Source organism: Polaromonas sp. SP1, assembly GCF_003711205.1.
In the GTDB taxonomy this organism is placed as follows: Bacteria; Pseudomonadota; Gammaproteobacteria; order Burkholderiales; family Burkholderiaceae_C; genus Polaromonas.
Genome location: NZ_CP031013.1, coordinates 1,397,173 through 1,422,865 on the forward strand (window position 1 = coordinate 1,397,173; position 25,693 = coordinate 1,422,865).

A 25,693-nucleotide genomic window follows, 5' to 3' on the forward strand; every position below is an offset into this window, starting at 1 on the left:
TTACCGCCCGTTATTCCCCCGCCGCGACTGCAACTGGTTACTCCCACCCACATGCGACTCCCGGTCGCTGCGGCTGTTCGCCGTCCGCTGCCCCTCATTGCGCTGCGTGGGTTTCTGCTCACCCACCTGGTTGAAGTCATTCTCAACCTTGCCGCCATGGCCCGAAGCCTTGGGCGCGTTGTCTTGCACGCCAGCGCCATCGGCTGCATTGCGCTTGTTCGAATTGTTGGTGTTTTGTTTGTTGGCCATAGTGGTCTCCAAAAGGGTAGTTAAACAAAGCGCCCGGTCTGCAGCAAACTGCCCCAAAACCAGGCCACGTAAAACCATTCTGAAAACCCAATAGCGCCTCCCCTGTCAGACAGCACCCCATCCCCAAGCGCGACAAGACGAGGCGGCAAAGCCGTTGCTATGAATTAGATAGCGCAATGCCCAAGCAACACCTGGGCTAGAGGCCGATTTCGCTTAAGAAATGGCGGGGGCAATCAGCCCGCAGAAGGATCCGAAAACTGCGCCTCAATCTTGTGCCCATCCAGGTCCCGCACAAAACAGCCGTAATACTGCGGCCCATACAGTGGCCGCGGGCCCGGCGCACCGTCACCCGTGCCACCCATCTCCAACGCCTTCGCATAAAACGCATCCACCTGCGCCTTCGACACGGCAAGAAACCCAAAGTGCGACCCATTCCCCACATGCGCCTTCCCCCCGTCATGCGGCACCCCCACCCAAAACTCCGGATAAGCCCGCCCAAAAGCGATAGCCCCAGGGTGCTCCATCACTACCCGGATCTCCATGGCTCCCAACACAGCGGTATAGAACGCCTTGGCACGATCGAAATCGTTGGTGCCGATGGAGACGTGGGACATGATGCTTTCAGGGAGGGAGGGGTTGGTCATGGGCTTTGTCCTTGTTGGTTGAAAAAGAAAAGCTTAGCCAGCCGAATCAGCCCTGGCAATGAAGACCCCAGTTCTCCAATGCCTATCGTTCGGGTATGGTTGCCAGCAGCAACAAACAAGGGCCAGGATGAACACAGCAGTTAAGTGGACGCGTGAACATACGCTGGCCGCATTTCACCTCTACACGCTAATGCCCTTTGGCCGGCTCCACCAACACGCGCCGGAGATTCGACAGCTTGCACAGTGGGAAGGTCGCACACCAAGCTCAGTCGCCATGAAGCTGGTTAACTTTGCGAGCCTCGACCCACAAATCGTCGCAAGCGGCCGTGCTGGATTGAGCGGTGCCACCAATCAAGACCGAGAGTTATGGGCTGCCCTGCAACAAAACTGGGATGCTGTCGCGACAGAAGCTGGCGACGCGTATGCCGAGCTTGCACTAAGCCACGGAGTGCAAGCCGATAACGAGCTTCTGAAAGACGAGGGAATGGAAATCGAGGAAGGTAAAACCCGAACTGCGATCGTCCAGGTCCGTGTAAATCAAGCCCGATTCCGAAAGGCAGTTCTTGCCAGCTATAACGCCACCTGCTGCATTAGCGGCTTAAAGCATGAGCGCCTCGTCATTGCCAGTCACATCGTTCCGTGGAGCAAAGACACCAAGAACCGATTGAACCCGCAAAACGGTCTTTGCCTTTCTGCCCTCCATGACCGCGCATACGACCACGGCTTGATCACCGTCATGCCGGATTACACGGTACGCGTCTCTGCCAGACTTAAAGCCTCGCCCATTGACACGTTCCTTCAATCGAGCCTGATAGATAGAGACTCGAAGCGTATCCACCTACCGGAGCGCTTTCTACCCGACCCCACTTTTCTGGCATCGCATGCCCGCCAATTCGGATTTATCTCTTAAGTTCGGGGCGTGACCTTCTCTGCATGCTGAATCCTAAACAGGTTGTAAGCACAGGACTGGGATACAGAGGGCGTTGTTTTTAAAAGACTTTTTGTACTTTTTTAGATTGCACAGATTTTGTAAAAGGTCGGCGGTTTTATTCGTAACACTCGATACGCCCCATTATTCAATGCTCAACATGTAAGCGTAGTGCACTAGCTCCGCAATGACATACGCCTTCCATACCTTGCCAATGTCGGAATCCTTGTTGATCCTTCCGCTGTAAATGCCAAGTAACTCGTACTCAGCGTCGCGTACACCAAAGAATCTATCGTCATTGGGTTTAGTCACTACCGGCGAACCAGACTGGCCCGGTCTTGTACGACAGTCGATAAGGAATACGGGTTCACCTCCATGACTGATTTCTGGCTCTGATGCAACAAAGCCCGTCGCCCATATTGCCATTGAGATTGCAGTTCTCACCCCGAATGGAAAGCCTACAACGTGAACGAAGTCGGCACACCTGATTCGGGTGTGGATGTTTGGCGAAACTTCAAACGGATACAGCTGAACATGCTCAAGCTCAGTTAGAGGTAACGCCACCACGTCCACCTTGCCCTCAGAGCCCGGATACTCCACCCACCTAGGCGTTTCGTCATCGAAGAGAGGCTCAACCGTGCTGAAAAAGGTTCCGTAGTGACCTTTGAAATTGTGCGTGATACGAAGGTTGTCTGGAATACCCGCAGTAGCGCTCAAGCACTCCCTGGTGTCGTTGTTTAGCCCAGTGACGTTATGTCTGTTTGTGATCAGAAATGGCTTATCTCCACCCATGACTACAAATGCCGTGCCCTCCGACAACACAGTTTCGCCAAACCGCATCTGGATATGCAGCGCTTGAGTAGAGGGCTTAGAGACTGTAAATGGCATTGCCTCTTTTACAGCTCCGCGGTGACAGGTGTCAACCAAAACGCCGCTGCTTCAGCTGGCCCCATTGAACGCAGATAGACCAATCAGTCAGACCGCCTGTCTCTGTGATTGCAAAGCACTGATTAAAAAACGTAGCTGATACGAAGCACACTTAAGAATAAGAGCATGGGGTAGCAAACACAAAACGAGTGAACAGAAATATACACATGCTCAGAGCCGTAACAAATTTTGAAATCTCATGAACGTCGAGCCCCTACCGGTGACCAAGTCTGCATCAAGAATTGCATCACTCAGCAGTGTTTACAACGTCCTTCATTTGATTGATGACAGCAAGACCACGTTGAGCAATAGTCGCTGAAGCATTTGAGTAATCAATTAGATCTTCACTCGACAGTCTTCGTAATGCTGGCTTTACGTCGGTAGCATTCATTTCGGCAAAATCTCCAATCTCGATTTCAGTCGACTCGCGGTCGTATGTGTAAGCAAGATAGAAGAGTATCTGCAACTCAGCAATTGACAAGGGAGCGATCGCTCTGAGCACGGATTCGTTAGCAAAGTTCTTTCGAGCTGAGAACTTCTCGACAAAATTGCTTGCTTCTCGGCGAACAGATATGTAGGGTAAGTTGCGGGCCTCAATGCCGGCGTAGGTTTTTTGACGGTTCAACTCCGCTGCTTGCGCTAAAGCCGGGCGAAGCGAAGCAAGTTCCTTCTCAGCAGCACTGAGCGCTTCTCGCATCTGGGCCGTTTCGGCCCTGGCTGACTTGGCCTCAATGTCAGCCGCGGAGATTTTTCGTTCGTAATCCCGCACCAGCTTCGCAACCTCTTCAACTGTGCGCACGCGCTTGCCTTCAATATCCTTAAGTGAGTTCGCAAGCTTCACTTGCCTTTCCCTGTACCACGGCACCAGTTTTTGCGTCAAATACGGATACGCGAATACATACAGGAGCGCAGTCATTAGGGGGAAAGCAAAGCCGCTGGATAAGCGGGAAGTCCAGTCAGGGTACAGCTCGTTAACGCCAGCGAAAGTTTTTGCTGGACTCAAGTCACTAAACAGCAGCACGAAGAACTTGTAATTCCAACCTACCCAGCTGATAGCGAAAGCAGCTGTAAATGGGTTCGTGCTTCGCTCCGTAATGGAGGCCAAGAGCGAAGCCCACAAGTCTTTGATTGTTTCCATGCTGTCCTCCTAATTTTTGTCCACATCACAGAGCAGCGTCCAACTAGCGCTTTGCTCTCAGTAGGGCCAGTGTTCGGCGATCCGGGACGCGATGCGGAACCACAGCGTTATGACAGCAAGCGTCGCGAAGATGACCGGAGCCAGTTTCTGAATCGCACCTTCACTGTATGCGCAGGCACTCACACATCAGCGTGTCTCGCCATTAATGCGGGAATGGCAGGCTTCGCACAGCGCTGCAAGTTCATCAGCAAAGCATGGTCCGGCTTGCCCACACGATGACGACTACGCAAGTCATTCTGAATCTGCCCCAACAAAGAAGCCGCCATCTCCGCATCAGCCATAGCCCTGTGAGCCCGTCCGGCTTTGGGCAAGCGGTGATAGTCAATCAGTACACCTAACTTGTGGCTCGGTGCCTGGGGATAGAGCCTTCTGGCAACCAGCATGGTGCAGACAAAGGGTTGAATGGCCCTCTCCCCTACGCGGCAGAGTTCAGCTTCCCAAAACCTGCGGTCAAACGAAGCGTTATGGGCCACCATAGGGGTGTTGCCTACAAAGCGATTGGCCTCTAGCATGACTTTCTCAGCTGCAGGTGCGGCAGCGATCATGGCGTTGCTGATCCCTGTCAGGCTTTCGATGAAGGACGGGATGTAGCGGCCTGCGTTCATCAGGCTTTGGAATCTGTCGACGATTTGGCCGTTCTCCATCAGCACGATGGCGACTTCGGTGGCGCGGTCGCCCATGGCCGGGGAGAGGCCTGTGGTTTCGAAGTCGATGACGGCGATGTGGCTCATGAATGGCTCATGGTTTATGGGAAGTGACTGCCCCAATGAAAAACACCATGAAGTTCACCTGCGGGAGGTTGAAGCTTCATGGTGTTGATCAATGCCAGGTTAACGACTGACTGATCTGGCGAGCATTCACTGATTCATCTATTTGTAGAACGACTCAACGCGTCCCTTGAGCTTGATCAGCAGTGGGTTGCCTTTGCGGTCTACCTTGTTGCCGACGGGCACCTTAACCCAGCCTTCGCTGATGCAGTACTCGGCAACGTCGTTGCGTTCTTTGTCGTTAAAGCGGATGCCAATGTCGTGCTCAAAAATCGCCCTGACGAAGTGCGGGCTGCGCTCGTCGGTGGAGAGGTGGTCAGGCAGCGCGGGGCGTTCTGCTGTGTTGGTTTCTTCGGTCATGGTGTGAGGAAAGAACTGGATGATCTGAGTGGTCGCTTAGACGTCGATGTTGGCGGCGCGCAAAGCGTTTTGTTCGATGAACTCGCGGCGTGGCTCGACCTCGTCGCCCATCAGCATAGTGAAGACGCGGTCGGCTTCGATGGCGTCGTCGATCTGTACCTTGAGCAGGCGGCGCACGGTTGGGTCCATCGTCGTTTCCCACAGCTGGGCGGGGTTCATCTCGCCCAGGCCTTTGTAGCGCTGGCGTGCTGTGGCGTTTTCAGCCTGGCCGATCAACCAGGCCATGGCCTGGCGGAAGTCGCTGATCTTTTCTTCCTTCTGGCGCTCGCCTTCACCGCGCATCACTTTGGCGCCTTCGCCGACGAGGCCCTTGAAGGTGGCGGCGGCTTCGGCCAGGGTGGCGTAGTCAGCGCCGTGCACAAAGTCTTGCGTGAGCACGCTGCTCTTGACGTTGCCGTGGTGGCGGCGGCTGATGCGCAGGATGGGTTTGTCGGTGCGGGTGTCAAACTCGCCGGCCACTTCGGCGGGGGCGCCGGTGGTGTTGAGTTCGCGCAGCTTGGCTTGCAGCGTGACGGCTGAGACTTCAGCGTCGGCCACCGTGTCCAGGTTCAGGCTCACGCCGTCGGCAATGGCGCGCAGGGCTTCTGCGTCCATAAAGCCGCGCAGGCGGGCAATGACGGACTCGGCCAGCTGGTGCTTGCGGGCCAGCTCGGCCAGCGTGTCGCCGGTCAGCACGGTCTTTTCGTCGGTGCCGGGTTGTACAGATGCATCTTTCAACGCAATGCGCAGCAGGAAGCCGTCAAGTGCGGCCGTGTCTTTGAGGTACTGCTCTTCCTTGCCGGCCTTGACCTTGTACAGCGGTGGCTGCGCAATGTAGATATGGCCGCGCTCAACGAGCTCAGGCATCTGCCGATAGAAGAAGGTGAGCAGCAGCGTACGGATGTGGGCACCGTCAACGTCGGCATCGGTCATGATGATGATGCGGTGGTAGCGCAGCTTGGCGACGTTGAAGTCATCCGTGCCTGCTGTGCCGCCGATGCCGCCGGCCTTGCCGATGCCCGTGCCGAGCGCGGTGATCAACGTCAAAATTTCATTGCTGGTCAGCAGCTTTTCATAGCGGGCTTTTTCGACGTTCAAAATCTTGCCGCGCAGGGGCAGGATGGCCTGGAACTTACGGTCGCGGCCTTGTTTGGCAGAGCCGCCGGCGGAGTCACCCTCGACCAGGTAGATCTCGCACATGGCGGGGTCTTTTTCCTGGCAGTCGGCCAGCTTGCCGGGCAGGCCCATGCCGTCGAGCACACCTTTGCGGCGCGTCATGTCGCGGGCCTTGCGGGCGGCTTCACGGGCACGCGCGGCTTCAATGATCTTGCCGACAATGATTTTGGCGTCGTTAGGGCGCTCTTGCAGGTAGTCGTGCAACAGGCGGCTCACAATGTCTTCGACCGGGCCGCGCACTTCGCTGGAGACGAGTTTGTCTTTGGTCTGGCTGCTGAACTTGGGCTCAGGCACCTTCACGCTCAGCACGCAGCACAGGCCTTCGCGCATGTCGTCGCCGGTGACTTCAACCTTGGCCTTCTTGGCCAGCTCGCTGTCGTCGATGTATTTGTTGATGACGCGGGTCATGGCGGCGCGCAGGCCCGTCAGGTGGGTGCCGCCGTCGCGCTGGGGAATGTTGTTGGTGAAGCACAGCACTTGTTCGCTGTAGCCGCTGTTCCATTGCATGGCGACTTCAACACCGATGTTGGTGCCCTGGTCGCTGGCGCGGTCGCCCATGGCGGCAAACACATTGGGGTGCAGTACCGTCTTGCCTTTGTTGATGAACTCGACAAAGCCCTTCACACCGCCGGCGCCGGCGAAGTCGTCTTCCTTGCCGGTGCGCTCGTCCTTGAGGCGAATGCGCACGCCGTTGTTCAAAAAGCTCAGCTCGCGCAGGCGCTTGCTCAAAATTTCGTAGTGGAAATCGTTGTTCTCTTTGAAAATCTCGGTGTCGGGCAAGAAGTGGACTTCGGTGCCGCGCTTGTCGGTGTCGTCCATGACCTTCATGGGCGAGACATCAATACCGTTGACCTGTTCGATGATGCGGTTTTGCACAAAGCCGCGCGAAAACTCCATCACGTGCACTTTGCCGTCACGGCGAATCGTCAGGCGCAGCATTTTGCTGAGTGCGTTCACGCAGCTCACGCCCACGCCGTGCAGGCCGCCTGAAACCTTGTAGCTGTTCTGGTTGAACTTGCCGCCGGCGTGCAGCTCGGTCAGGGCGATTTCAGCGGCTGAGCGTTTGGGCTCGTGCTTGTCGTCCATCTTGATGCCGGTGGGGATGCCGCGGCCGTTGTCGGTCACGCTGACGGAGTTGTCGGTGTGGATGGTGACGACGATGTCGTCGCAGTGGCCGGCCAGGGCTTCGTCGATCGAGTTATCGACCACTTCGAACACCAGGTGGTGCAGGCCGGTGCCGTCAGACGTATCGCCGATGTACATGCCGGGGCGCTTGCGCACGGCCTCCAGGCCTTCCAGGATCTGGATGGAGCCTTCACCATAGGCTTCGGACGCGCCGGCCTGGTTTGTGTCGATCTTGGGCTGGAAATTGGAGCTTCCCTCGCCTGCTGCGCCTTCGGACACATGCACTTGTTCGGCTTCGTTCACTTTGTTTTCTTCAGTCATATCCAGCTTCTTTTCCGATTTCTTCAATCTCTTGAATGACCAAACCCGCGGAAAGTCGCGGGTCTGTCAGTTGTTGGGGGCCTGTTCTGCGCGTTAAATGCGCATCGGCATCACCACGTATTTAAAGGCTGCATCGTCAGGGATGGTCAGCAGCGCAGAACTGTTGGAGTCGGCCAGTTCGATCTTCACCATGTCCTGGTCCATGTTGGCCAGCGCGTCGATCAGGTAAGTCACGTTGAAGCCGATTTCGATGGCGTCGCCGCCGTAATCGATGTCGAGCTCATCGACGGCTTCTTCCTGCTCGGCATTGTTGGAGGCCACACGCAGGGTGCCGGGCTCGATGTTCAGGCGCACGCCCTTGAACTTCTCGCTGGTCAGGATCGCGGTGCGCTGCAGGCTGGCCAGCAGGGGCACGCGGCCCAGGGTGATGATGTTTTTGTGGTTCTTGGGAATCACACGGTTGTAATCGGGGAACTTGCCCTCGACCAGCTTGGTGACGAATTCCATGCCTTCAAAGCTGAACTTGGCCTGGTTGCCGGCAAATTGCATCTCGATGGCGCCCTCTTTGTCGCTGAGGAGGCGCTGCATTTCCAGAACCGTCTTGCGCGGAAGGATCACTTCCTGCTTGGGCACTTCGACGTCAAGCGTGGCCGACGAGAACGCCAGGCGGTGGCCGTCGGTGGCGACCAGGCTCAGCTGCTTGCCTTCAGCGACGAACAGGATGCCGTTGAGGTAGTAGCGGATGTCGTGCACCGCCATGGCGAAGGAGACCTGGTTGAGCAGCTCCTTGAGCACCTTTTGCGGCACCGAGAAGCCGGGGCCGAAGTTGGCGGCTTCCTGGACCAGGGGGAAGTCTTCAGCGGGCAGGGTCTGCAGCGTGAAGCGGCTTTTGCCGCCCTTGAGGATCAGCTTGTTTTGCGAGGACTCGAGCGACACCGTCTGGTCGCTCGGCATGGAACGCAGGATGTCGATGAGTTTGCGGGCGCCCACCGTGGTGGTGAAGTTGCCGGCGTCGCCGTCGAGCTCGGCGGTGGTGCGGATCTGGATTTCAAGATCGCTCGTGGTGAGCTGCACCTGCGAGCCGGTTTTGCGGATCAGCACGTTGGCCAGAATCGGCAAGGTGTGCCTGCGCTCCACGATGCCGGCCACGGATTGCAGTACCGACAAAACTTTATCCTGGGTTGCTTTCAGAACGATCATGACTTCCTCTGTATTTATCTTTAATTCTTTAATTCAAATTAGTAGTAGTAGATAAGGGCGGCGCCAATCTGTGGATAGCGCTATTTTCCCCTTTTTGATCAACCACTTGGCGTTTGTTTAACCATGTGTTCAGACGCCCTTGAAGTACCGTGCCGGATATGAACAACTTTCGATTGTCATCTGCTTCTGTGGATAAGCCATGGGTTGTTCAAAAGTTGTCCCCAAACTTATTGAGAGCCTGGTTGGGCCCTGTATATCGCCCAAAAAACTGAGCGAATTGAGCGCTAAAGGATTCAATTCAGGCATATCGACTACTTTCAGCCTTTCAGCGTCTGTTCGAGCACATGCAGCTGCTGGTTCAGCTCGGTCATCTGCTGGCGCTCTGCAGACATCTTGCGCACGGCGTGCAGCACCGTGGTGTGGTCACGGCCGCCAAAGAGCTCACCGATCTCAGGGAGGCTTTTCTGGGTCAGTTCCTTGGCCAGGTACATGGCGATCTGCCGCGGCCGGGCAATGCTGGCGGGCCGCTTCTTCGAATACATGTCGGCGACCTTGATCTTGTAATAGTCGGCGACGGTCTTCTGGATGTTCTCGACGGAAATCTGGCGGTTCTGGATGGACAGCAGGTCGCGCAGGGCCTCCCGGGCCAGCTGGATGGAGATTTCCTTGAGGTTGAAGCGGGAGTAAGCCAGGATCTTGCGCAGGGCGCCTTCAAGCTCACGCACGTTGGAGCGGACGTTCTTGGCCACAAAGAAGGCGACTTCTTCGGGCATGGACGCGCCTTCGGCCTCGGCCTTGCGGATCAGGATGGCCACGCGCATTTCGAGCTCGGGCGGCTCGATGGCGACTGTGAGGCCGGAATCAAAGCGGGACACCAGGCGTTCGTGGATATCCGTGAGGCCCTTGGGATAAGTGTCGCTGGTCATCACAATGTGCGACTTTTTGGTCAGCAAGGCCTCAAAAGCGTTAAAAAACTCTTCCTGGGTGCGGTCCTTGTTGGCAAAGAACTGGACGTCGTCGATCAACAGCAAATCGAGGGAGTGATAACGCTCCTTGAATTCGTCAAAAGTCTTGCGCTGGTAGGCTTTAACCACATCTGAAACAAATTGTTCAGCGTGGATGTAGAGAACTTTGGCGGCCGGGTTGTCCGACAGCAATTTATTGCCGATGGCGTGCATCAGGTGGGTTTTGCCCAGGCCGACGCCGCCATATATAAAGAGCGGGTTGTAAAGCTGCCCCAGGCTGCTGGAAACATGTAACGCGGCGGCCCGGCCCATGCGATTGGCGGTGCCTTCAATCAGAGTGTCGAAAGTCAGTGCGCTGTTGAGCCGGTTTTTAAATGGCGCGCCGGCGGCTTCTTCGGGAACGCCCAGGCCGACGGGCTCGGGTGTTCCAACGCCCTCAAAATTTCTAACCAGAGATGACGGTTTGGCAGTAGCTTCTCGAGGAGCGAGCGCTAACTCAAGGGGTATGCTCTGACCGGAAACCTTCTCGAGCAAGGTGGAAATCCGGCCGGCATATTGGGCGCGAACCCAGTCCAGCTTGAAGCGATTACCCACCAAAACAGTGACCTTGGAGAGGTCGGGCGCGACCTCAACCACCAGGGGACGGATCCAGGTATTGAACTGTTGTTCGGGCAGTTCCTGGGCCAGGTGGTCGACGCAGCTTTGCCATAGATCCTGGCTCAGGTGTTGGACGGAGGCCTCGCTCATGGGGGGTTTTGACCGGGTAACAGGCCTGGCGAGAGGTGCCAGGCAGCAGGTTGCTGCTTGTGGATATTGTTAATTTTGAGCACCGGCAATTGTAGTCCGGGCGGGGAGTTATCCACAAAATAAATGCTTCGGGTTTCAACCTATTTTCAGGTCCCTTTTATGGTAGCTGGAAGGGGTTTGAAAGCCGGTCCGGGCGTATCTCAAGCTTTCTCAGCCTTTACCCCCGAAGGCCAAGCTAACTTGTTGCCAGCGTTGGGAAATCTGCGATAATCATGGGTTTCCCTGATTCGCAGCGGGTTTGCCCGCTTTTGAAAGACTTGCAGAGTTGGTTGTGTTGTACGGCCACCAAGATCATTTGAATCGCCCAACGGAATTTGCCTCTTGCTCTTGATTACTTCAATGAAGTAATCAAGTGAGGCAAAGCAAAAAGGCAAAGGGGAGCTTTGTAGCTAACCGGCTAGTAGGACTCAATCATGAAACGCACATACCAACCCTCCAAAGTCAAACGCGCCCGTACGCACGGCTTCCTCACGCGCATGAAAACGCGCGGCGGCCGCGCAGTGATTGCTGCTCGCCGCGCCAAAGGCCGCAAGCGCCTGGCTGTATAAGCCGGTTTTTGCTGGCCATCCGCAGTTTCTTTGAACTGACGCCTGGCGCTCGTGCAGCGGCTTCAAAACCGACCACAGTTCCAGGCAGTCCTTGCCGGCGCCATCGTTGCAAAAACAACGCACTTCGCATTGCACCGCAATGCGCTGGACGCAAAGCCCGTGCAAGCCGAACCCGGTGAGCTTGTTGACACTTCCAGGGCCAGGCCGCTCTTCCCCATCCAGGATGTCTGGCTCGGGGCGATGGTCCCCAAGCGCTGGGCCAAACGGGCCGTGACGCGCAACGCCATCAAACGACAAATCTATACCGTGAGCGCTGATTTTTCGCATCAGTATCCAAAGGCCGCTTATGTGGTCCGCTTGCGGCGTGATTTTTCCCGTAAAGAATTCATCAGCGCGACGTCCGAGCAGCTCAAGCAAGCCGTCCGCGCCGAAGTCACGGCGCTGATGCAGGCGGGAGCCAGGGCGTCATGAACTCCTTGATCGCCGGCCTTGTCCGCTTGCCGCAAACCGTCTTGATCGGCCTGGTCAAGGGCTATCGCCTGTTGCTCAGCTCCTGGCTGGGCTCCGCCTGCCGGTTTGAGCCCACCTGCTCCGCTTATTCCCTTGAAGCGCTGAAATTGCACGGTGCTGCTGTTGGCAGCTATCTCACCCTGCATCGCCTTGCCCGCTGCCACCCCTGGTGCGAAGGCGGGCATGACCCGGTGCCGCCCGCCCCATTTTCCCCTTTCTCCCGCCTGGTCACCCCTGTGGCCCCTACCCCTTCTAAAAAGACGCCGTCATGAACGACATCCGCCGCACCATCTTGTGGGTGATTTTTGGTTTTTCCATGGTCCTTTTGTGGGACCAGTGGCAGGTTTATAACGGCCACAAGGCGACCTTCTTCCCGTCGGCCACGCAGACCGCCAAGGCGCCTGCCGCCGGCGCGCCCGCGTCTGCGCCGGTTGCCGGTGCTTCGTCGGTGCCCGCACCCCAGTCCGTCAATGCAACGCCGGCAACCCCGGGCGCCGTGCCCACGGGCGCTCCTGCCGTTGCGACAGCCGCCACGCGCGAGCGTGTGACGGTCACTACGGATGTGCTCGCACTGACCTTCGACAGCGAAGGCGGCACCCTGGTCCACTCGACGTTCAGCAAATACAAAGAGGGCGCGAGCAAGGACCAGGGCTTTGTGCTGCTGGATGAAAGCACCAACCGCGTTTACCTGGCCCAGACCGGCCTGATCGGCAGCGCAGCCTTGCCGACACACAAGACCCCGATGACCGTGGTTCCGGGCGACCGCGCCTTGAAAGACGGCCAGGACGAGCTCCAGGTCAAGTTTGAGTCGGCCGACGTCGGCGGCGTGAAGCTGGTCAAGACCTATACCCTCAAGCGCGGCGCGTACGACATCGCCGTGCGCCACGACATCGTCAACACCGGCACGGCCGCTGTTACCCCGCAGCTGTACCTGCAGCTGGTGCGTGACGGCAACAAGCCGCCCGGAGAATCCTCTTTCTATTCCACCTTCACCGGCCCGGCCATCTATACCGAAGCCAAGAAGTACCAGAAGGTGGAATTCAAGGACATCGAGAACAACAAGGTCGACGTCGAAAAGCAGGCGAGCAACGGCTACGTCGCCATGGTGCAGCATTACTTTGCAACCGCCTGGATCCTGCCGGACGGCCTCAAGCGCGACCTCTTCTTCCGCAAGGTCGACAACAACCTGTATGCGGTCGGCATGATCACGCCGCTGGAAGCCATCGCGGCCGGCACGACCAAATCGGTGGAATCGAAATTCTTTGTCGGCCCGCAGGAAGAAAAAACCCTCGAAGCCATCGCCCCCGGCCTGGAACTGGTCAAGGACTACGGCTGGCTCACCATCCTGGCCAAGCCCCTGTACTGGCTGCTCGACAAGCTGCACGGCTTCCTGCACAACTGGGGATGGTCCATCGTGGCGCTGGTGCTGCTGCTGAAGATCGCGTTCTACTGGCTCAATGCAAAGGCCTACTCCAGCATGGCCAAGATGAAGGCGATCAACCCCAAGATCATGGAAATGCGCGACCGCCTGAAAGACAAGCCGCAGGAAATGCAGCAGGCGATGATGAAAATCTACCGCGAGGAAAAGGTCAACCCGATGGGCGGCTGTTTCCCCATCATGATCCAGATCCCGGTGTTCATCGCGCTGTACTGGGTGCTGTTGTCCAGCGTCGAAATGCGCAACGCGCCCTGGGTCTTGTGGATCCATGACCTCTCGGCGCCGGACCCCTTCTTTATCCTGCCTGTGTTGATGACGCTGACCACCATGCTGCAAACGGCGCTCAATCCCGCGCCGCCGGATCCGATGCAAGCCAAACTGATGTGGTTCATGCCGCTGATCTTCAGCGTGATGTTCTTCTTCTTCCCGGCCGGCCTGGTGCTGTACTGGATCACCAACAACATCCTGTCCATCGCCCAGCAGTGGGTGATCAATACCCGCATGGGCGTGCCGCCCCAGTTCAACCTGCCGAAATTCAAGTAAAAACGGGCGCGCTGCGCGCGCCCCTGAAAGCGCAAACCAAAAAGCCGCCACCCTCATCGGGTGGCGGCTTTTTTTATGGACTCTGCAGCGACAGGCGCGTGACCGAATTTAACTCCGCTTGCGCTGGCTGCTGGTCAGAAACTGCTCAGCTGCGCCGTCGTTAATGGAGGACCACAGGATCTGCTCGTCCAGGAAGGCCTTCCACTGGGTGTGCACCTTGCGGAAAGTCTCGTTCGCGGCGGATTGTTCCTGCATCACCGCGTTGCTGGCTTTTTGCATCGCTTCCATGATGGGCTTGGACCAGTAACCGAGCTTGGCCCCGCCGCCGATCAGTCGTTTGAGCGCCGGGATATTCAGGGCGTCGTACTTGGCCAGCATGTCGGTCGCGCTTTGCGCGCAGGCGGCCTTGAGCACCGCCTGGTAGCCCGGGGGCAGGCCCGCCCAGGCCGTTTTATTGACGATAAAACAGAGCGAGGCGCCACGTTCCAGTACACCCGGCGCGTAGTAGTACTTCGCGACCTTGTTCAGGCCCAGCTTCTCGTCGTCGTATGGGCCCACCCACTCCACCGCATCGATCACGCCCTTTTCCAGCGCCGGGTAGATGTCGGATGCCGGAATCTGCTGCGGCGTGGCCCCCAGCTTGGCGTAGACGTGGCCCAGAAAGCCGGCAGCGCGTATGCGCAGGCCCTTGAAGTCTTCCGGCGTCTTGATCTCCTTGCGAAACCAGCCGCCCATTTGTGCGCCGGTATTGCCGCAAGGTATTTGCACCACGTTAAACCGGTTGTAGATTTCACCCATCAGCTCCAGGCCACCGCCGTGGTTCATCCACGCATCGTGCTGGCGCGGACCCATGCCAAAGGGCACGCCGGTGTCGAACACCAGCGCGGGCTCTTTGCCGATGTAATAAAAGCCGGCGGTGTGGCCGCACTCCGTGGTGTTGTTCTGCACGGCGTCCAGCACCGCCAGCGGCGGAACCACCTCGCCGGCGCCGAAAGGCGTGATGGTGAACTTGCCGTCGGTCATGCTGCTCACCAGCGTGGCGATCGATTGCGCGCCGCCGAACACCGTTGTGAGCGCTTTGGGGAAGCTGGAGGGCATGCGCCAGCGCACGACAGGCTGCGATTGCGCAAAGCTGGGGGCCGCCATGGTGGCGGCTGCGGCGCCGACGGTGGCGGCGGATAAAAGGCGGCGTCGTTGCATGCGGATCTCCAGGGGTGGGGGCAATAAAAAGGGCAACCAGGGGTGAATGCGGGGCTGTGTTTCTAGGGCTGATCAAGGCATGCCGGGTCTTGCCGCAGCACGCGCCGGGCAAAGTACTGGAAGGTCAGGCCAATGATTTCGGGTTTGAGCAAAAAGTCGCGCGACTCGGCGGCCAGCTCGGCGCGCACCGGCCGGATGCTGCCCAGCGCCGCGGCGCGCAGCTGGGCTTCAGCGGCTTGTTCCAGCCACAGGGCCAGCACGGCAGCCTCCTCGACCGACGCGCCGGCCGTCAGCAGGCCGTGGTGGGCCAGCAGCAGTGCCTTGCGGTGGCCGAGCGCCCCGGCAATGATCACGCCTTCATCGTCGGCGATGGGCAGGCCCGGCCAGTCCGCCAGGTAGGCGCAGTTGTCATAAAACGGCGTGCTGTCCATGTGGGCGACGCACAGGGGCTGGCCGCTCATGGCCAGCGCCGACACCGCGGGCGGATGGGTGTGGACGATGCTTTTCACGTCCGGCCGCTCGCGGTACACCCACAGGTGAAATCGCGTGGCCGGGTTGGGTAGCGATACGCCGTCCAGCGCCCGCAGGTCATCGTCGACCAGGATCAGGTCGGCCTGTGTCGCCTCGTCCGCGCCTATGCCGAACTTCAGCGTCCAGTAAGTGCCTGGCTCTTCGCCGCGCGCGCTGATTTGCCCGGCCAGCCCACCGTGCCAGTGGCCCTGTGCACCCAGCATGCGGCAGGCCAGGATCAGGCGCTCCTGCAGGGGGCGGCGATCCAGCTGCACCTTGCTGGCGATTTCCCGGTCGACGGCTTCTCGTGTGGTGGATTTGTCTTCCATGCTGGGGGTTTCCTGTGTTGATGATGTCAACTTGTTGACCAGATATTGATTAGTAGAAGAGTAGTCAACAAGTTGACCTCTGTCAACCACTCCACAACCCGTAGACCCGCCCCCTACAATCGGCCATCCCTGCCGCAAACCGCATGAACGCCAAAACCATTCACCCGCCCGCCCTGGGCGACGCCAAAAGCCCCAAGCCCGCGCTTTTGCTGGGCGCGCGCGTGCGGGCGTTTCGCCGCGCCAAAGGCTGGACGGTGGACGAACTGGCGAAGGCCGTAGGCATAGACAAGGCGCATGTCTCGCGCATCGAAAACAACCTGAAAACGCCGTCGATCGCCACCATCGCCAGGATGGGCCAGGCGCTGGATGTCTCCATGGGCCACCTGCTCGGCGAGACGCTGGACAAGTCGGATATCAAGGTGACGCGCGGCGAATCGCTGGGCGCGCTTGTCGAGGCGACGGAGCCGGCACTGCACCAGTTTGTGCCGCTGCTGCACGGCGACAAGGTCGGCGCCTTCGAGGCCTTCATCGTCTTCCCGGGCCCCGACGCCGGGCAAACCGAAGCGCAGCATGGCGGCCAGGAGATGCTTTACATCCTGTCCGGCACCGTCGACGTGATCTTCCAGAGCCATTCGGTGCGGCTGTCGGGCGGCGACTGCATTCACTTTCCGGGTTACCTCGAGCATCGCCTGTGCCGGGTCGGCAGGGCCAAGGCCAAGGCATTGCTGGTACTGTCGGACGGCCAATGATTCTGAAGGACAAGCACACCGATCCGGTGGTGGCGATTGCCACCGCGCCTGGGCGCGGCGCCGTCGGCATCGTGCGGGTGTCGGGCAAGAGCGTCGCCCCGGTGATCGCCGCGCTGTGCGGCCGTGCGCTACAGCCGCGCCAAGCCACTTACCTGCCTTTTCGTGATGCGCACGGCGGGGTTATCGACCAGGGACTGGCCATCCACTTTCCGGCGCCGCACTCTTACACCGGTGAAGACGTTCTGGAGCTGCAGGCGCACGGCGGGCCCGTCGTGTTGCAGCTGCTGCTGGCGCGCTGCCTGGAGGCCATGCCGCAATTGCGCGTTGCACAACCCGGCGAATTCACGGAACGCGCTTTCCTGAACGACAAGATCGACCTGGCGCAGGCCGAGGGCATTGCCGACCTGATCGACGCCAGCACGGAAACCGCGGCGCGTTCGGCCGCCCGTTCCATGTCCGGCGAGTTCTCGCTGGCGGTCAATACCCTGCTTGATCAATTGATCCACCTGCGCATGCTGGTGGAAGCCACGCTGGACTTCCCCGAGGAAGACATCGACTTTTTGCAAAAGGCCGACGCAAGGGGGCAGCTTGAGCGCCTTCAGGCAACGCTTGCCGTTGTGATGCAGCGCGCTACCCAGGGCGCCATATTGCGCGAAGGCATCAAGGTTGTCATCGCCGGGCAACCCAACGCGGGCAAGAGCTCGCTGCTGAACGCACTGGCCGGCGCCGAGCTCGCCATCGTCACGCCGATCGCCGGCACCACGCGCGACAAGGTGTCGCAGCTGATCCAGATCGAAGGCGTGCCGCTTCATGTGGTCGATACCGCCGGCCTGCGCGATGCGCTGGACGAGGTGGAAAAAATCGGCGTGGAGCGCGCGTGGGCCGAAATTGAAAGCGCCGATGCCGTGCTGTTTTTGCACGACCTGACGCGGCAGGTTTCGGCTGGTGATGAACAGGCTGCTATCAATTACATAGCGGCAGATGCAGACATAGCAAGGGCGCTGGCCCAAAAACTCCCACAAAACACCCAAATCATCGACGTCTGGAACAAGTCGGATCTGGCGCCTGCGGCTGCGTTGAAGGCCGCACCCGGCGGCGTGTTTATCTCTGCCAAGACCGGCGCCGGCTTGCAGGCGCTGCGTCAACAGTTGCTGCAGGTCGTCGGCTGGCAAGCCGCGCCTGAAGGCGTCTTCATGGCGCGCGAGCGCCACGTGCGCGCTTTGCGGCAGGTCGCCGGGCAACTCGACAAAGCCCATGCGCAGATTTGCGCCGCAAACCCGGCGCTCGACCTGCTGGCCGAAGACCTGCGCCAGGCGCAACTTCACCTCAGCGAGATCACCGGCGCCTTCACGCCGGACGACTTGCTGGGCGAAATTTTTTCCAGATTCTGTATTGGAAAGTAGTAAACCGACGACAGGCGGGCGGTGCCCGCGGATGGGCGGTAGCGCAGCGCAGAAAATGCGCTGAAAACGGTCAAAAACACCTCGCTGTCGAGGAGAAATTACAACTCCGGTTTTCCTGTATCAGGTGTAAGTGGGCGTTAAATTCCCTTGTCGCTGTTGTAGTGCGAAGGTATCTTCCGTTCCACTATGAACGCTCCACTACCCGCCGCCATTCGTTTTGACATCCAGGGACTGGCCCAGGCCATCCTGCATTGCCATGCCAGCGATGCATTGCGTTGTCAATTCAACCAGCCGCACTGGGACATCCTGGCCAGCTATATGCAGCCGTTTGCCCTGAACAGCGGCCAGGTGCTGATGGAGCAAGGCGCGCTGGACCGCACCTTGTATTTCGTCGAAAGCGGAACACTCAGCGTTCACTACGAAGATGAAAAAGCACGCGTGCGGATGGCTTTGGTCGGCGCAGGAACGGTGCTTGGCGAAGGCGCGTTTTTCTCGCACATGCCGCGCAGCGCCACCGTGCATGCATCAACTCCCTGCAAGCTCTGGTGCCTCACGCCCATGCGTTTCCTGGAACTGGCGAATCGCCATAGCCCCATTGCCCTGGAGCTGACCATGGCCATGGGATCGGTGATGGCCAAGCGCCTTTACAACCGGCCCAAGCGCGTCGCCGTGACCTGACGCGCAGCGCGCATCAAGGCGCGACGCGGTCATCAGACAAGAAACTCCAGTACACGCCTCTCGGGGCGTTGTGGATTACTGCCCAAACGGGTGGCCGCGTGATTTTTTACCAAGCCGCTGCGTGGATGATTCGATAAAGTCGTTGGCACCGAATTCCGCTGGGAAACAACAGCGGCAACCGGTTTGCTGTATTACTTACAGACGTCATTCCGCGCATTGGTAGAAAATGCGTATTCATCACGAGAAACGCACATGTCTTTTTTCAACTGGTTTTCAGGCAAATCCCGCGAGCCCCACAAATCTTCCGCCGTCGAAGGGCAAAGGCGCGCGAATCCCGCCGGGCGCGAACGGTCCTCGTCGCCCCTCTCGGTGCCGCAGCGCCTGTCCGCTGAAGCTGCCATGCCCGCCGAAGCCGGAAAAGTCAAACGCCACGCCCGCCGTGAGCAGTTGTACGTCGCGATCCGTGAAGCCATGACCCGTGCCGGCGTGCTGTCGGCCAGTTACAAATTCAAGGTGCTGTCGCTGGACCAGCGCGGCAATGAGTTCATCGTCATGCTGGACCTGGCAAAAGCCTTTGGCGGCCAACCCGAGCAGCTCGGCGAGATTGAAACGCTGATTGTGCAAAACGCCAAGGCCCGCTTTGAGATCACGGTTCCGGCCGTGTACTGGCGCATGGACGAAGTTGCGGCGGTCAGCAAACCGGCGCTGAGCGCCCACGATGCAGTGCAAACGGCTGCACTGCATGTCGACGCACCGGCAGCCGCTCCGGCCAAGCCGGCGCCCCGCTACGAACCCATCCAGGCCGATGAAGTCGCCGCCTTCAAGCAGGCCTTGCTGGCTGCGTCGGCCCACGGCCCCGCTGCGGCGCCCGAGAACGGTGTCAAGGTCAAAAGCGGCCCGCGTTCCTACACACTGCTGACGGGCTTTGAAGACACCGAAATGCCGCCGGAAGCGATCTCGTCGCCGGCGCTCAGCAGCACGCAGTACGGCGACCTGAACTAAGCCTGCCGGGCTTCGGTTTTAAGCAAAATCGGGCCCTAGCTCATATAAACAATAGGGTGCGCGCTACTATTTTTATAGCGCGCAAGGCGGGCGCCGAAACCGCGCGCCGCACCCGGCCATCGCCGGGCTCACTCAGTGCCCGGCAAAATCAATCAGTGTGAACAGCGGCAGGCCGGCCTCCTGCAGCCTGGCCGATCCGCCGAGCTCGGGTAAATCCACAATGGCCGCGCCTTCCGTGACGGTCGCGCCCAGCTTTTCCAGCAGCTTCTTGCCCGCCATCATCGTGCCGCCCGTGGCAATCAGGTCGTCGATCAGCAGCACCTTGTCACCTGCTTTCACGGCGTCGGTATGCAGCTCCACAGTGGCGCTGCCGTACTCCAGTTCGTAGGTTTCCTGCACGGTCGTGAACGGCAACTTGCCTTTTTTGCGGATCGGCACAAAACCGACATTGAGTTCATAGGCCACGACGGCGCCCAGAATAAACCCGCGCGCATCCAGCCCGGCAACTACATCGGGCCGCAGCGCCGGGTCCATGTAGCGGTGCACAAAGGCGTCGATCAGCACCCTGAACACCTTCGGGTTTTGCAGCAAAGGCGTGATGTCGCGAAACTGCACGCCCGGCGCGGGCCAGTCGGGCACGGTGCGGATGTGGTTCTTGAGGTACTGGCTGACGGTCTGGTGGTTGAGGCTGTGCAGGTCAGGCATGGTCTTGTCCAAAGTGGGGTCGCGCCGGTATTGTGCCGCCGGCGCTGCGATCGGGTCGTCAGGCCGCGCGGCCGCGCAGCAGCTTTTCTTCCGCCATGGCCAGGGCTTCGGGCCGGCCCGAGAGCACCAGCGTGTCGCCGCCTTCAAGCAGGGTTTCATCTTGCGCGGGCACCGCCTTGCCGTTGCTCCGCCGCAAGCTCACCACGCGCACGCCGCCGGCCTCCAGCGCCATCGCGGCCAGCGGCTTGCCCAGCGACTTGATGCCCAGCGGAAGCGTCACATTGGACAGGCGCTCCTGCTCCAGCTCATTGACCGTATCGTCGTCCGCGCCGCGGAAATAGCCGCGCAGCAGGTTGTAGCGGGCATCGCGCTGGTCCTGCACCACGCGGATCACGCGGCGCATGGGAACGCCCACCAGCGCCAGCGCGTGGCTGGCCAGCATCAGGCTGCCCTCGATGGCCTCCGGCACGACCTCGGTGGCGCCGGCGGCCTGCAGTTTTTCCAGGTCGTGGTCGTCCACCGTGCGCACGATCACCGGCACGGTGGGCGCATGGGCGCGCGTGTTGGCCAGCACCTTGAGGGCGCTGGCCGTGTCCAGGTAGGTGATGACCACGGCGCTGGCGCGCGCCAGGCCCGCCGCCATGAGGGCCTGCAGCCGCACCGCGTCGCCGAACACCACCGAATCGCCGGCAGCGGCGGCTTGCCGCACCCGGTCGGGGTCCAGGTCCAGCGCCATGTACTGGATGCCTTCGCGCTCCAGCATGTGGCCCAGGTTCTGGCCGCAGCGGCCGTAGCCGCAGATGATCACATGCTTGTTGGCGTTGATGGACTTGCGCGCGATCGTGGTCATTTGCAGCGACTGTTGCAGCCACTCGCTGGAGACCAGCTTCATCACGATGCGGTTGCTGTACATGATGATGAAGGGCGTGGCCAGCATGGACAGCACCATGCTGGCCAGGATGGGATTGAGCAAGGCCGGCGGCACCAGGCTGCTTTGCTGCGCCAGCGTGAGCAGCACAAAACCGAACTCCCCGGCCTGCGCCAGGTACAGGCCCGTGCGCAAAGAGACGCCGGAAGTCGCGCCCAGCGCGCGGGCCAGCGCCGTGACCAGCACCAGCTTGAACAGAACCGGCAGCGTCATCAGCAGCAGCACCAGCGGCCAGCGCTCGAGCACCAGCCGCCAGTCGAGCAGCATGCCGATGCTGATGAAGAACAGGCCCAGCAGGACGTCGTGAAAAGGACGGATATCGGTTTCGACCTGGTGTTTGTATTCCGTCTCTGAAATCAGCATGCCGGCGATGAACGCGCCCAGCGCCAGGCTCAGGCCGGCCCGCTCGGTCAGCCAGGCCAGCGCCAGCGTCACCAGCAGCAGGTTGAGGACAAAAAGCTCCTCGCTTTTGCGCCGCGCCACGAGGGTGAGCCACCAGCGCATCACGCGCTGGCCGCCGGTAAGCAGCAGGCCGACCAATACCGCCGCCTTGAGCCCGGCGATCGCGAGCGCCATAAACAGCGTGTCGGCCGGCGCGCCCAGCGCGGGGATCAGCACCAGCAGCGGAACCACGGCCAAATCCTGGAACAGCAGCACGCCCATGACGCGCTTGCCGTGCTCGGACTCCAGCTCCAGCCGCTCCGACAGCAGCTTGACCACGATGGCCGTGCTGCTCATGGCAATCGCACCGGACAGGGCCAGCGAGGTTTGCCAGCCCATCTTCCAGAGCGTGGGCGCCATGCTGGCGAGGAACAGGGAGCCCACCGTGGCCAGCACGATGGTGAGCACGACCTGCAGCAGCCCCAGGCCAAACACATGGCGCCGCATGGAGCGCAGCTTGGGCAGGTTGAACTCAAGCCCGATCACGAACATCAGGAACACCACGCCGAACTCGCCCAGGTGCCTTACGCCGTCGGAGTTTTGCGCCAGCGCCAGTGCATTGGGGCCGATGACCACGCCCACCGCGAGATAACCCAGCATGGGCGGCAGTTTGAATGAGCGGCATGCCACCACACCGAGCACGGCGGCCAGCAGGTACAGAAGGGTCAGTTCAAGCGCACTCATCCGCTGATGGTAGCCGAGGAAATCGCGACCGCTTTGCCGCCGGGTGGCGCGTTAAGGGCCGGCAGGGCCGGGCCCTGGCCGGCGTAGGCCTTTGCCTGCCTCTATAGAATGCAGCCATGAGTCTTGACGCCGTGAAACTGGATGCCGAACAGGTGCTGGGCCTTGCCCGCAAGACCTTTGAGATAGAAGCCGCGGCCGTATCGGGTTTGGCGGGCCGCGTGGGCCCTGAATTTGCCGAGGCGGTCGCGCTGATGCTGGCGTGCCGGGGCCGTGTGGTCGTGATGGGCATGGGCAAAAGCGGCCACATCGGGCGCAAGATTGCCGCCACACTCGCCTCGACCGGAACGCCCGCCATGTTTGTTCACCCGGCCGAAGCCAGCCACGGCGACCTGGGCATGATCACCGGCCAGGATCTCGTCCTGGCAATTTCCAACAGCGGCGAAAGTGAAGAGCTGACGTCCATCCTGCCGGTTTTGAGCCGCCAGGGCGTGCCGCTGGTCGCCATCACCGGCGGCATGAAGTCCGCCCTGGCCCGGCATGCGCGCGTCACGCTCGACAGCAGCGTGGCGCAGGAGGCCTGCCCCCTCAACCTGGCGCCGACCGCCAGCACCACGGCGCAGCTTGCCATGGGTGATGCGCTGGCGGTGGCCTTGCTTGAGGTGCGCGGCTTCAAGGAAGAAGACTTTGCCCGTTCGCACCCCGGCGGCGCGCTGGGCCGCAAGCTGCTGACGCATGTGAGCGACGTCATGCGCCGCGGCGATGACGTTCCGAAGGTGGGGCCAGACACCGGCTTTTCCGACCTCATGCGAGAGATGAGCAGCAAGGGGCTGGGCGCCTCCGCCGTGGTGGACGGCGCGCAGCGTGTGCTCGGCATCTTCACCGACGGCGACTTGCGCCGCCTGGTTGAAAAAGGCGTGGACTTGCGCAGCAGCAAGGCCGGCGACGTGATGCGCGCCAAGCCGCATACTGTTCTGCCCGATGCGCTGGCCGTTGAAGCCGTCGCCTTGATGGAGCAATTCCGCATCACCAGCGTGCTGGTGGTGGATGAAGAAGGCGCCCTGTGCGGCGCGCTCAACTCCAACGACCTGCTGCGCGCCAAAGTCATTTAACGCACCCACACAACGGTTCATTCCTCCTCTTATGCCGCAGTCGACTCCCGCCCTGAACTTCTCCCCTGGATTGCTGCTGCGCGCCCAGGGGGTGAAGGTCGCTTTTTTTGACGTGGACGGTGTGCTGACGGACGGGGGCCTGTATTTCGCCGAGTACCCCGACGGCCATGAGCGGGCCCTGTCTGCCGACGGATATCGCGCCTCCGGTGAAACCATCAAACGCTTCAACACACTGGATGGCCACGGCCTGAAATTGCTGCAGCGCGCCGGCATTACCCCGGTGGTCATCACGGGCCGCGACAGCGATGTGCTGCGTGCCCGCCTCGGGGCCCTGGGCATCACGCATGCGCATTTCGGCACCGAAGACAAGCGCCCCGCGGCTGAAGCCACCTTGAAGGCCCTGGGCCTGGATTGGTCCGCCGCGGCAGCGATGGGCGACGACTGGCCCGACCTCCCGGTGATGACCCGCGTGGCGCTGGCCTGCGCCCCGGCAAATGCGCACGCGGAAGTCCTGGCGCGGGCGCACTACATCACGCGGGCGGAAGGCGGCCACGGTGCGGCACGCGAGTTTTGCGATGTGTTGCTGGTGGCCAGCGGGCGCTACGCCGGCATGCTCCAGGAGTACTGCGAGTGAGCACGGCCGTGCAAGACGGGCGCCCGGGCAATGCGCGCGCTTTCGGGCGATTGAAAAGCACATGGCGGCGTTTCCTGCGCGTCTGGGACAGCATGGCCATCTATATGCCGCTGGTGATGATGGGCGCGCTGGCACTGGGCACCTACTGGCTGGTGCGCAACACACCCATCTTCAGCACGCCCGAAGCGGCCAAAGAGACGAGCCACGACATCGACTATTTCATGCGCAAGTTCACCGTGAAAACGTTTGACGAAGGCGGGCAGCTCAAGAGCGAGATCTACGGCATTGAAGCCCGGCATTTCCCCGACACCGACATCCTGGAGATCGACCAGGCACGCATCCGCAGCATCAGCCTGGAAGGACGCGTGACCACCGCCACGGCCAATCGCGCTTATACCAACGGCGACGGCTCGGAAGTTCAGCTGACGGGCAACGCCCTGGTGATCCGGGAGGCGAGCAAGGACGCCGCGGGCAAAGAGACGCCCCGCATGGAGTTCCGGGGCGAGTTTTTGCATGCCTTCCTGAACGATGAACGCGTGAAGTCCCACAAGCCCGTGCTGCTCATCCGCGGCACCGACCAATTCACCGGCGACACCTTTGCCTATGACAACCTGGACCAGGTGGCCAACCTGAACGGCCGCGTCCGGGGTATTCTGGTGCCCCGCTCCGCCGCCAGCGCGGCCGGGCTGCCGACCCTGACCTTGCCGGCGGCGGCAAGCCCTGCCAGGCCTGCCGGCGGCGACTCGGCCTCCCGCTAGCGCCGACACTGCAGACCAACCCGGCCCACCATGTCCAGACTTGTTTTCATCACCGGCGCGTCCAGCGGCATTGGCCAGGCGCTTGCCATGCGGTTTTATACAGCCGGCTACCGCCTGGCGCTGGCCGCGCGCCGCACTGCCGAGGTTCAGGCCTGGGCCGAGGCCAATGCCATCAGCGCCGGCCGTTTTCAAATCTACAGCGCCGACGTGTCCGACATCGACAGCATCGTGGCCGCCGGCCAGGCCTGCATCGCCGCCCAGGGCGTTCCCGATGTCGTGATCGCCAACGCGGGCATCAGCATCGGCATGGACACCGCCGAGCGCTCCGACCTCGACGTCATGGCGCAGACATTTGCCACCAACAACATCGGCGTCGCCGCCACCTTCCATCCCTTCATGGCGGGCATGGTGTCGCGCGGCAGCGGCACGTTTGTGGGTATCGGCAGCGTTGCGGGCATACGCGGCCTGCCCGGCCACGGCGCCTACTGCGCCAGCAAGGCCGCCGTCATCGCCTACTGCGAAAGCCTGCGCGGCGAATTGCGCCCCAGCGGCGTGAAGGTGGTGACGATCTGCCCGGGCTACATCGACACACCGCTGACGCAGGAAAACCGCTACGCCATGCCGTTTTTGATGAAGGCCGACGTGTTTGCCGAAAAAGCGTTTGCCACCATCCAGGCGGGACACAGTTACCGGGTGATTCCCTGGCAAATGGGCGTGGTGGCCAAGCTGCTGCGCCTGTTGCCCAATGCCGTGTTTGACAAGGCCTTGTCCGGCCGGGCGCGAAAGCACCGCCAGGGTGAGCACTGACGGTTTGGGGC

The 25,693-nt window shown here is 60.5% G+C and carries 26 protein-coding genes; 13 read left to right on the top strand and 13 right to left on the bottom strand.

Going from position 1 to position 25,693, the window contains the following annotated elements; genetic code table 11:
• Both DT070_RS06735 and DT070_RS06740 read right to left on the bottom strand, forming a co-directional pair.
• Positions 1–249 carry a hypothetical protein gene (locus DT070_RS06735; RefSeq protein ID WP_369973959.1) on the bottom strand — a complete coding sequence of 83 codons (249 nt, stop codon included), beginning with the start codon at positions 247–249 and terminating at the stop codon, positions 1–3.
• 233 nt (positions 250–482) lie between these two features.
• Positions 483–893, bottom strand: coding sequence for a VOC family protein (locus DT070_RS06740; protein WP_122954693.1), 411 nt, complete (start codon positions 891–893; stop codon positions 483–485).
• A gap of 127 nt (positions 894–1,020) precedes the next feature.
• Between DT070_RS06740 and DT070_RS06745 the strand changes: the two genes are divergently transcribed.
• Complete coding sequence (locus tag DT070_RS06745) at positions 1,021–1,803, top strand: HNH endonuclease (RefSeq protein WP_122957293.1); 783 nt, start codon at positions 1,021–1,023, stop codon at positions 1,801–1,803.
• Between the two features lie 162 nt (positions 1,804–1,965).
• Here DT070_RS06745 and DT070_RS06750 read toward each other — a convergent pair whose 3' ends face one another.
• The 7 genes from DT070_RS06750 to dnaA form a co-directional block, all read right to left on the bottom strand.
• Positions 1,966–2,748, bottom strand: a complete 783-nt coding sequence (locus tag DT070_RS06750; protein ID WP_153976261.1) for a trypsin-like peptidase domain-containing protein — start codon at positions 2,746–2,748, stop codon at positions 1,966–1,968.
• Positions 2,749–2,995: 247 nt separating this feature from the next.
• Positions 2,996–3,886 carry a hypothetical protein gene (locus tag DT070_RS06755; protein ID WP_122954695.1) on the bottom strand — a complete coding sequence of 297 codons (891 nt, stop codon included), beginning with the start codon at positions 3,884–3,886 and terminating at the stop codon, positions 2,996–2,998.
• 179 nt (positions 3,887–4,065) lie between these two features.
• Positions 4,066–4,677 (bottom strand): PolC-type DNA polymerase III, encoded by a 612-nt coding sequence (locus DT070_RS06760; protein WP_122954696.1) that lies wholly within the window; start codon positions 4,675–4,677, stop codon positions 4,066–4,068.
• A gap of 138 nt (positions 4,678–4,815) precedes the next feature.
• Positions 4,816–5,073, bottom strand: coding sequence for a DUF3297 family protein (locus DT070_RS06765; protein ID WP_122954697.1), 258 nt, complete (start codon positions 5,071–5,073; stop codon positions 4,816–4,818).
• 36 nt (positions 5,074–5,109) lie between these two features.
• Positions 5,110–7,734 (bottom strand): DNA topoisomerase (ATP-hydrolyzing) subunit B, encoded by a 2,625-nt coding sequence (gene gyrB / locus DT070_RS06770; protein WP_122957294.1) that lies wholly within the window; start codon positions 7,732–7,734, stop codon positions 5,110–5,112.
• Positions 7,735–7,827: 93 nt separating this feature from the next.
• Positions 7,828–8,934, bottom strand: a complete 1,107-nt coding sequence (gene dnaN, locus DT070_RS06775; protein ID WP_122954698.1) for a DNA polymerase III subunit beta — start codon at positions 8,932–8,934, stop codon at positions 7,828–7,830.
• A gap of 317 nt (positions 8,935–9,251) precedes the next feature.
• Positions 9,252–10,646 (bottom strand): chromosomal replication initiator protein DnaA, encoded by a 1,395-nt coding sequence (gene dnaA / locus DT070_RS06780; RefSeq protein ID WP_122954699.1) that lies wholly within the window; start codon positions 10,644–10,646, stop codon positions 9,252–9,254.
• A 473-nt stretch (positions 10,647–11,119) separates the two neighbouring features.
• On the opposite strand from dnaA, the gene rpmH reads away from it, so the two are divergent.
• The 4 genes from rpmH to yidC are packed head-to-tail and all read left to right on the top strand — an operon-like array spanning position 11,120 to position 13,745.
• Complete coding sequence (gene rpmH / locus DT070_RS06785) at positions 11,120–11,254, top strand: 50S ribosomal protein L34 (protein ID WP_007862708.1); 135 nt, start codon at positions 11,120–11,122, stop codon at positions 11,252–11,254.
• 51 nt (positions 11,255–11,305) lie between these two features.
• Positions 11,306–11,725 (top strand): ribonuclease P protein component, encoded by a 420-nt coding sequence (locus DT070_RS06790; protein ID WP_122954700.1) that lies wholly within the window; start codon positions 11,306–11,308, stop codon positions 11,723–11,725.
• The gene (gene yidD, locus DT070_RS06795) at positions 11,722–12,036 is read left to right on the top strand and encodes a membrane protein insertion efficiency factor YidD (RefSeq protein ID WP_122954701.1); all 315 of its coding nucleotides are present in this window, start codon (positions 11,722–11,724) and stop codon (positions 12,034–12,036) included. The genes DT070_RS06790 and yidD overlap by 4 nt, the downstream gene beginning before the upstream one ends.
• Positions 12,033–13,745: a membrane protein insertase YidC gene (yidC, locus tag DT070_RS06800; RefSeq protein WP_122954702.1), complete on the top strand. Its 1,713-nt coding sequence runs from the start codon at positions 12,033–12,035 to the stop codon at positions 13,743–13,745. The genes yidD and yidC overlap by 4 nt, the downstream gene beginning before the upstream one ends.
• Positions 13,746–13,853: 108 nt before the next feature.
• Here yidC and DT070_RS06805 read toward each other — a convergent pair whose 3' ends face one another.
• Together DT070_RS06805 and DT070_RS06810 are read right to left on the bottom strand one after the other, a co-directional pair.
• Positions 13,854–14,945 (bottom strand): TRAP transporter substrate-binding protein, encoded by a 1,092-nt coding sequence (locus DT070_RS06805; protein WP_122954703.1) that lies wholly within the window; start codon positions 14,943–14,945, stop codon positions 13,854–13,856.
• Between the two features lie 62 nt (positions 14,946–15,007).
• Positions 15,008–15,784 carry an aldolase gene (locus tag DT070_RS06810; RefSeq protein ID WP_122954704.1) on the bottom strand — a complete coding sequence of 259 codons (777 nt, stop codon included), beginning with the start codon at positions 15,782–15,784 and terminating at the stop codon, positions 15,008–15,010.
• A gap of 143 nt (positions 15,785–15,927) precedes the next feature.
• On the opposite strand from DT070_RS06810, the gene DT070_RS06815 reads away from it, so the two are divergent.
• From DT070_RS06815 to DT070_RS06830, 4 genes are all read left to right on the top strand, one after another.
• Complete coding sequence (locus DT070_RS06815) at positions 15,928–16,533, top strand: helix-turn-helix domain-containing protein (protein ID WP_122954705.1); 606 nt, start codon at positions 15,928–15,930, stop codon at positions 16,531–16,533.
• 2 nt (positions 16,534–16,535) lie between these two features.
• On the top strand, positions 16,536–17,936 hold the full coding sequence (gene mnmE, locus DT070_RS06820) for a tRNA uridine-5-carboxymethylaminomethyl(34) synthesis GTPase MnmE (protein WP_122957295.1): 1,401 nt from the start codon (positions 16,536–16,538) through the stop codon (positions 17,934–17,936).
• A 186-nt stretch (positions 17,937–18,122) separates the two neighbouring features.
• Entirely contained in the window at positions 18,123–18,614 is a 492-nt protein-coding gene (locus DT070_RS06825) for a Crp/Fnr family transcriptional regulator (RefSeq protein ID WP_122954706.1), read from the top strand.
• Positions 18,615–18,866: 252 nt separating this feature from the next.
• A complete protein-coding gene (locus tag DT070_RS06830; protein WP_122954707.1) occupies positions 18,867–19,616 on the top strand; it encodes a hypothetical protein in 750 nt (249 codons plus the stop codon).
• 132 nt (positions 19,617–19,748) lie between these two features.
• Here the strand turns inward: DT070_RS06830 and DT070_RS06835 are convergent, their stop codons facing one another.
• The gene (locus tag DT070_RS06835) at positions 19,749–20,321 is read right to left on the bottom strand and encodes an adenine phosphoribosyltransferase (RefSeq protein ID WP_122957296.1); all 573 of its coding nucleotides are present in this window, start codon (positions 20,319–20,321) and stop codon (positions 19,749–19,751) included.
• A gap of 58 nt (positions 20,322–20,379) precedes the next feature.
• Positions 20,380–22,374 (bottom strand): monovalent cation:proton antiporter family protein, encoded by a 1,995-nt coding sequence (locus DT070_RS06840; protein WP_122954708.1) that lies wholly within the window; start codon positions 22,372–22,374, stop codon positions 20,380–20,382.
• Positions 22,375–22,490: 116 nt separating this feature from the next.
• Between DT070_RS06840 and DT070_RS06845 the strand changes: the two genes are divergently transcribed.
• The 4 genes from DT070_RS06845 (at position 22,491) to DT070_RS06860 (ending at position 25,682) form a co-directional block, all read left to right on the top strand.
• Complete coding sequence (locus tag DT070_RS06845) at positions 22,491–23,483, top strand: SIS domain-containing protein (RefSeq protein WP_122954709.1); 993 nt, start codon at positions 22,491–22,493, stop codon at positions 23,481–23,483.
• 31 nt (positions 23,484–23,514) lie between these two features.
• Complete coding sequence (locus DT070_RS06850) at positions 23,515–24,117, top strand: HAD family hydrolase (RefSeq protein ID WP_122954710.1); 603 nt, start codon at positions 23,515–23,517, stop codon at positions 24,115–24,117.
• Between the two features lie 92 nt (positions 24,118–24,209).
• On the top strand, positions 24,210–24,875 hold the full coding sequence (lptC, locus tag DT070_RS06855) for an LPS export ABC transporter periplasmic protein LptC (protein WP_228778648.1): 666 nt from the start codon (positions 24,210–24,212) through the stop codon (positions 24,873–24,875).
• Between the two features lie 30 nt (positions 24,876–24,905).
• Positions 24,906–25,682, top strand: a complete 777-nt coding sequence (locus DT070_RS06860) for an SDR family oxidoreductase (RefSeq protein ID WP_122954711.1) — start codon at positions 24,906–24,908, stop codon at positions 25,680–25,682.
• The last annotated feature ends 11 nt before the right edge of the window (positions 25,683–25,693 follow it).

What these genes read in the sequence shown, in the direction of transcription:
- DT070_RS06850 (WP_122954710.1), top strand. Translation starts at nt 23,515, where the DNA reads ATGCCGCAGTCGACTCCCGCCCTGAACTTCTCCCCTGGATTGCTGCTG.
- DT070_RS06825 (WP_122954706.1), top strand. Translation starts at nt 18,123, where the DNA reads ATGAACGCTCCACTACCCGCCGCCATTCGTTTTGACATCCAGGGACTG.
- DT070_RS06840 (WP_122954708.1), bottom strand. Translation starts at nt 22,374, where the DNA reads ATGAGTGCGCTTGAACTGACCCTTCTGTACCTGCTGGCCGCCGTGCTC.
- DT070_RS06805 (WP_122954703.1), bottom strand. Translation starts at nt 14,945, where the DNA reads ATGCAACGACGCCGCCTTTTATCCGCCGCCACCGTCGGCGCCGCAGCC.
- DT070_RS06845 (WP_122954709.1), top strand. Translation starts at nt 22,491, where the DNA reads ATGAGTCTTGACGCCGTGAAACTGGATGCCGAACAGGTGCTGGGCCTT.
- DT070_RS06765 (WP_122954697.1), bottom strand. Translation starts at nt 5,073, where the DNA reads ATGACCGAAGAAACCAACACAGCAGAACGCCCCGCGCTGCCTGACCAC.
- yidC (WP_122954702.1), top strand. Translation starts at nt 12,033, where the DNA reads ATGAACGACATCCGCCGCACCATCTTGTGGGTGATTTTTGGTTTTTCC.
- dnaA (WP_122954699.1), bottom strand. Translation starts at nt 10,646, where the DNA reads ATGAGCGAGGCCTCCGTCCAACACCTGAGCCAGGATCTATGGCAAAGC.
- DT070_RS06760 (WP_122954696.1), bottom strand. Translation starts at nt 4,677, where the DNA reads ATGAGCCACATCGCCGTCATCGACTTCGAAACCACAGGCCTCTCCCCG.
- lptC (WP_228778648.1), top strand. Translation starts at nt 24,210, where the DNA reads ATGGCCATCTATATGCCGCTGGTGATGATGGGCGCGCTGGCACTGGGC.
- gyrB (WP_122957294.1), bottom strand. Translation starts at nt 7,734, where the DNA reads ATGACTGAAGAAAACAAAGTGAACGAAGCCGAACAAGTGCATGTGTCC.
- DT070_RS06815 (WP_122954705.1), top strand. Translation starts at nt 15,928, where the DNA reads ATGAACGCCAAAACCATTCACCCGCCCGCCCTGGGCGACGCCAAAAGC.
- dnaN (WP_122954698.1), bottom strand. Translation starts at nt 8,934, where the DNA reads ATGATCGTTCTGAAAGCAACCCAGGATAAAGTTTTGTCGGTACTGCAA.
- DT070_RS06740 (WP_122954693.1), bottom strand. Translation starts at nt 893, where the DNA reads ATGACCAACCCCTCCCTCCCTGAAAGCATCATGTCCCACGTCTCCATC.
- DT070_RS06755 (WP_122954695.1), bottom strand. Translation starts at nt 3,886, where the DNA reads ATGGAAACAATCAAAGACTTGTGGGCTTCGCTCTTGGCCTCCATTACG.
- DT070_RS06830 (WP_122954707.1), top strand. Translation starts at nt 18,867, where the DNA reads ATGTCTTTTTTCAACTGGTTTTCAGGCAAATCCCGCGAGCCCCACAAA.
- DT070_RS06810 (WP_122954704.1), bottom strand. Translation starts at nt 15,784, where the DNA reads ATGGAAGACAAATCCACCACACGAGAAGCCGTCGACCGGGAAATCGCC.
- yidD (WP_122954701.1), top strand. Translation starts at nt 11,722, where the DNA reads ATGAACTCCTTGATCGCCGGCCTTGTCCGCTTGCCGCAAACCGTCTTG.
- DT070_RS06860 (WP_122954711.1), top strand. Translation starts at nt 24,906, where the DNA reads ATGTCCAGACTTGTTTTCATCACCGGCGCGTCCAGCGGCATTGGCCAG.
- DT070_RS06835 (WP_122957296.1), bottom strand. Translation starts at nt 20,321, where the DNA reads ATGCCTGACCTGCACAGCCTCAACCACCAGACCGTCAGCCAGTACCTC.
- DT070_RS06745 (WP_122957293.1), top strand. Translation starts at nt 1,021, where the DNA reads ATGAACACAGCAGTTAAGTGGACGCGTGAACATACGCTGGCCGCATTT.
- rpmH (WP_007862708.1), top strand. Translation starts at nt 11,120, where the DNA reads ATGAAACGCACATACCAACCCTCCAAAGTCAAACGCGCCCGTACGCAC.
- DT070_RS06735 (WP_369973959.1), bottom strand. Translation starts at nt 249, where the DNA reads ATGGCCAACAAACAAAACACCAACAATTCGAACAAGCGCAATGCAGCC.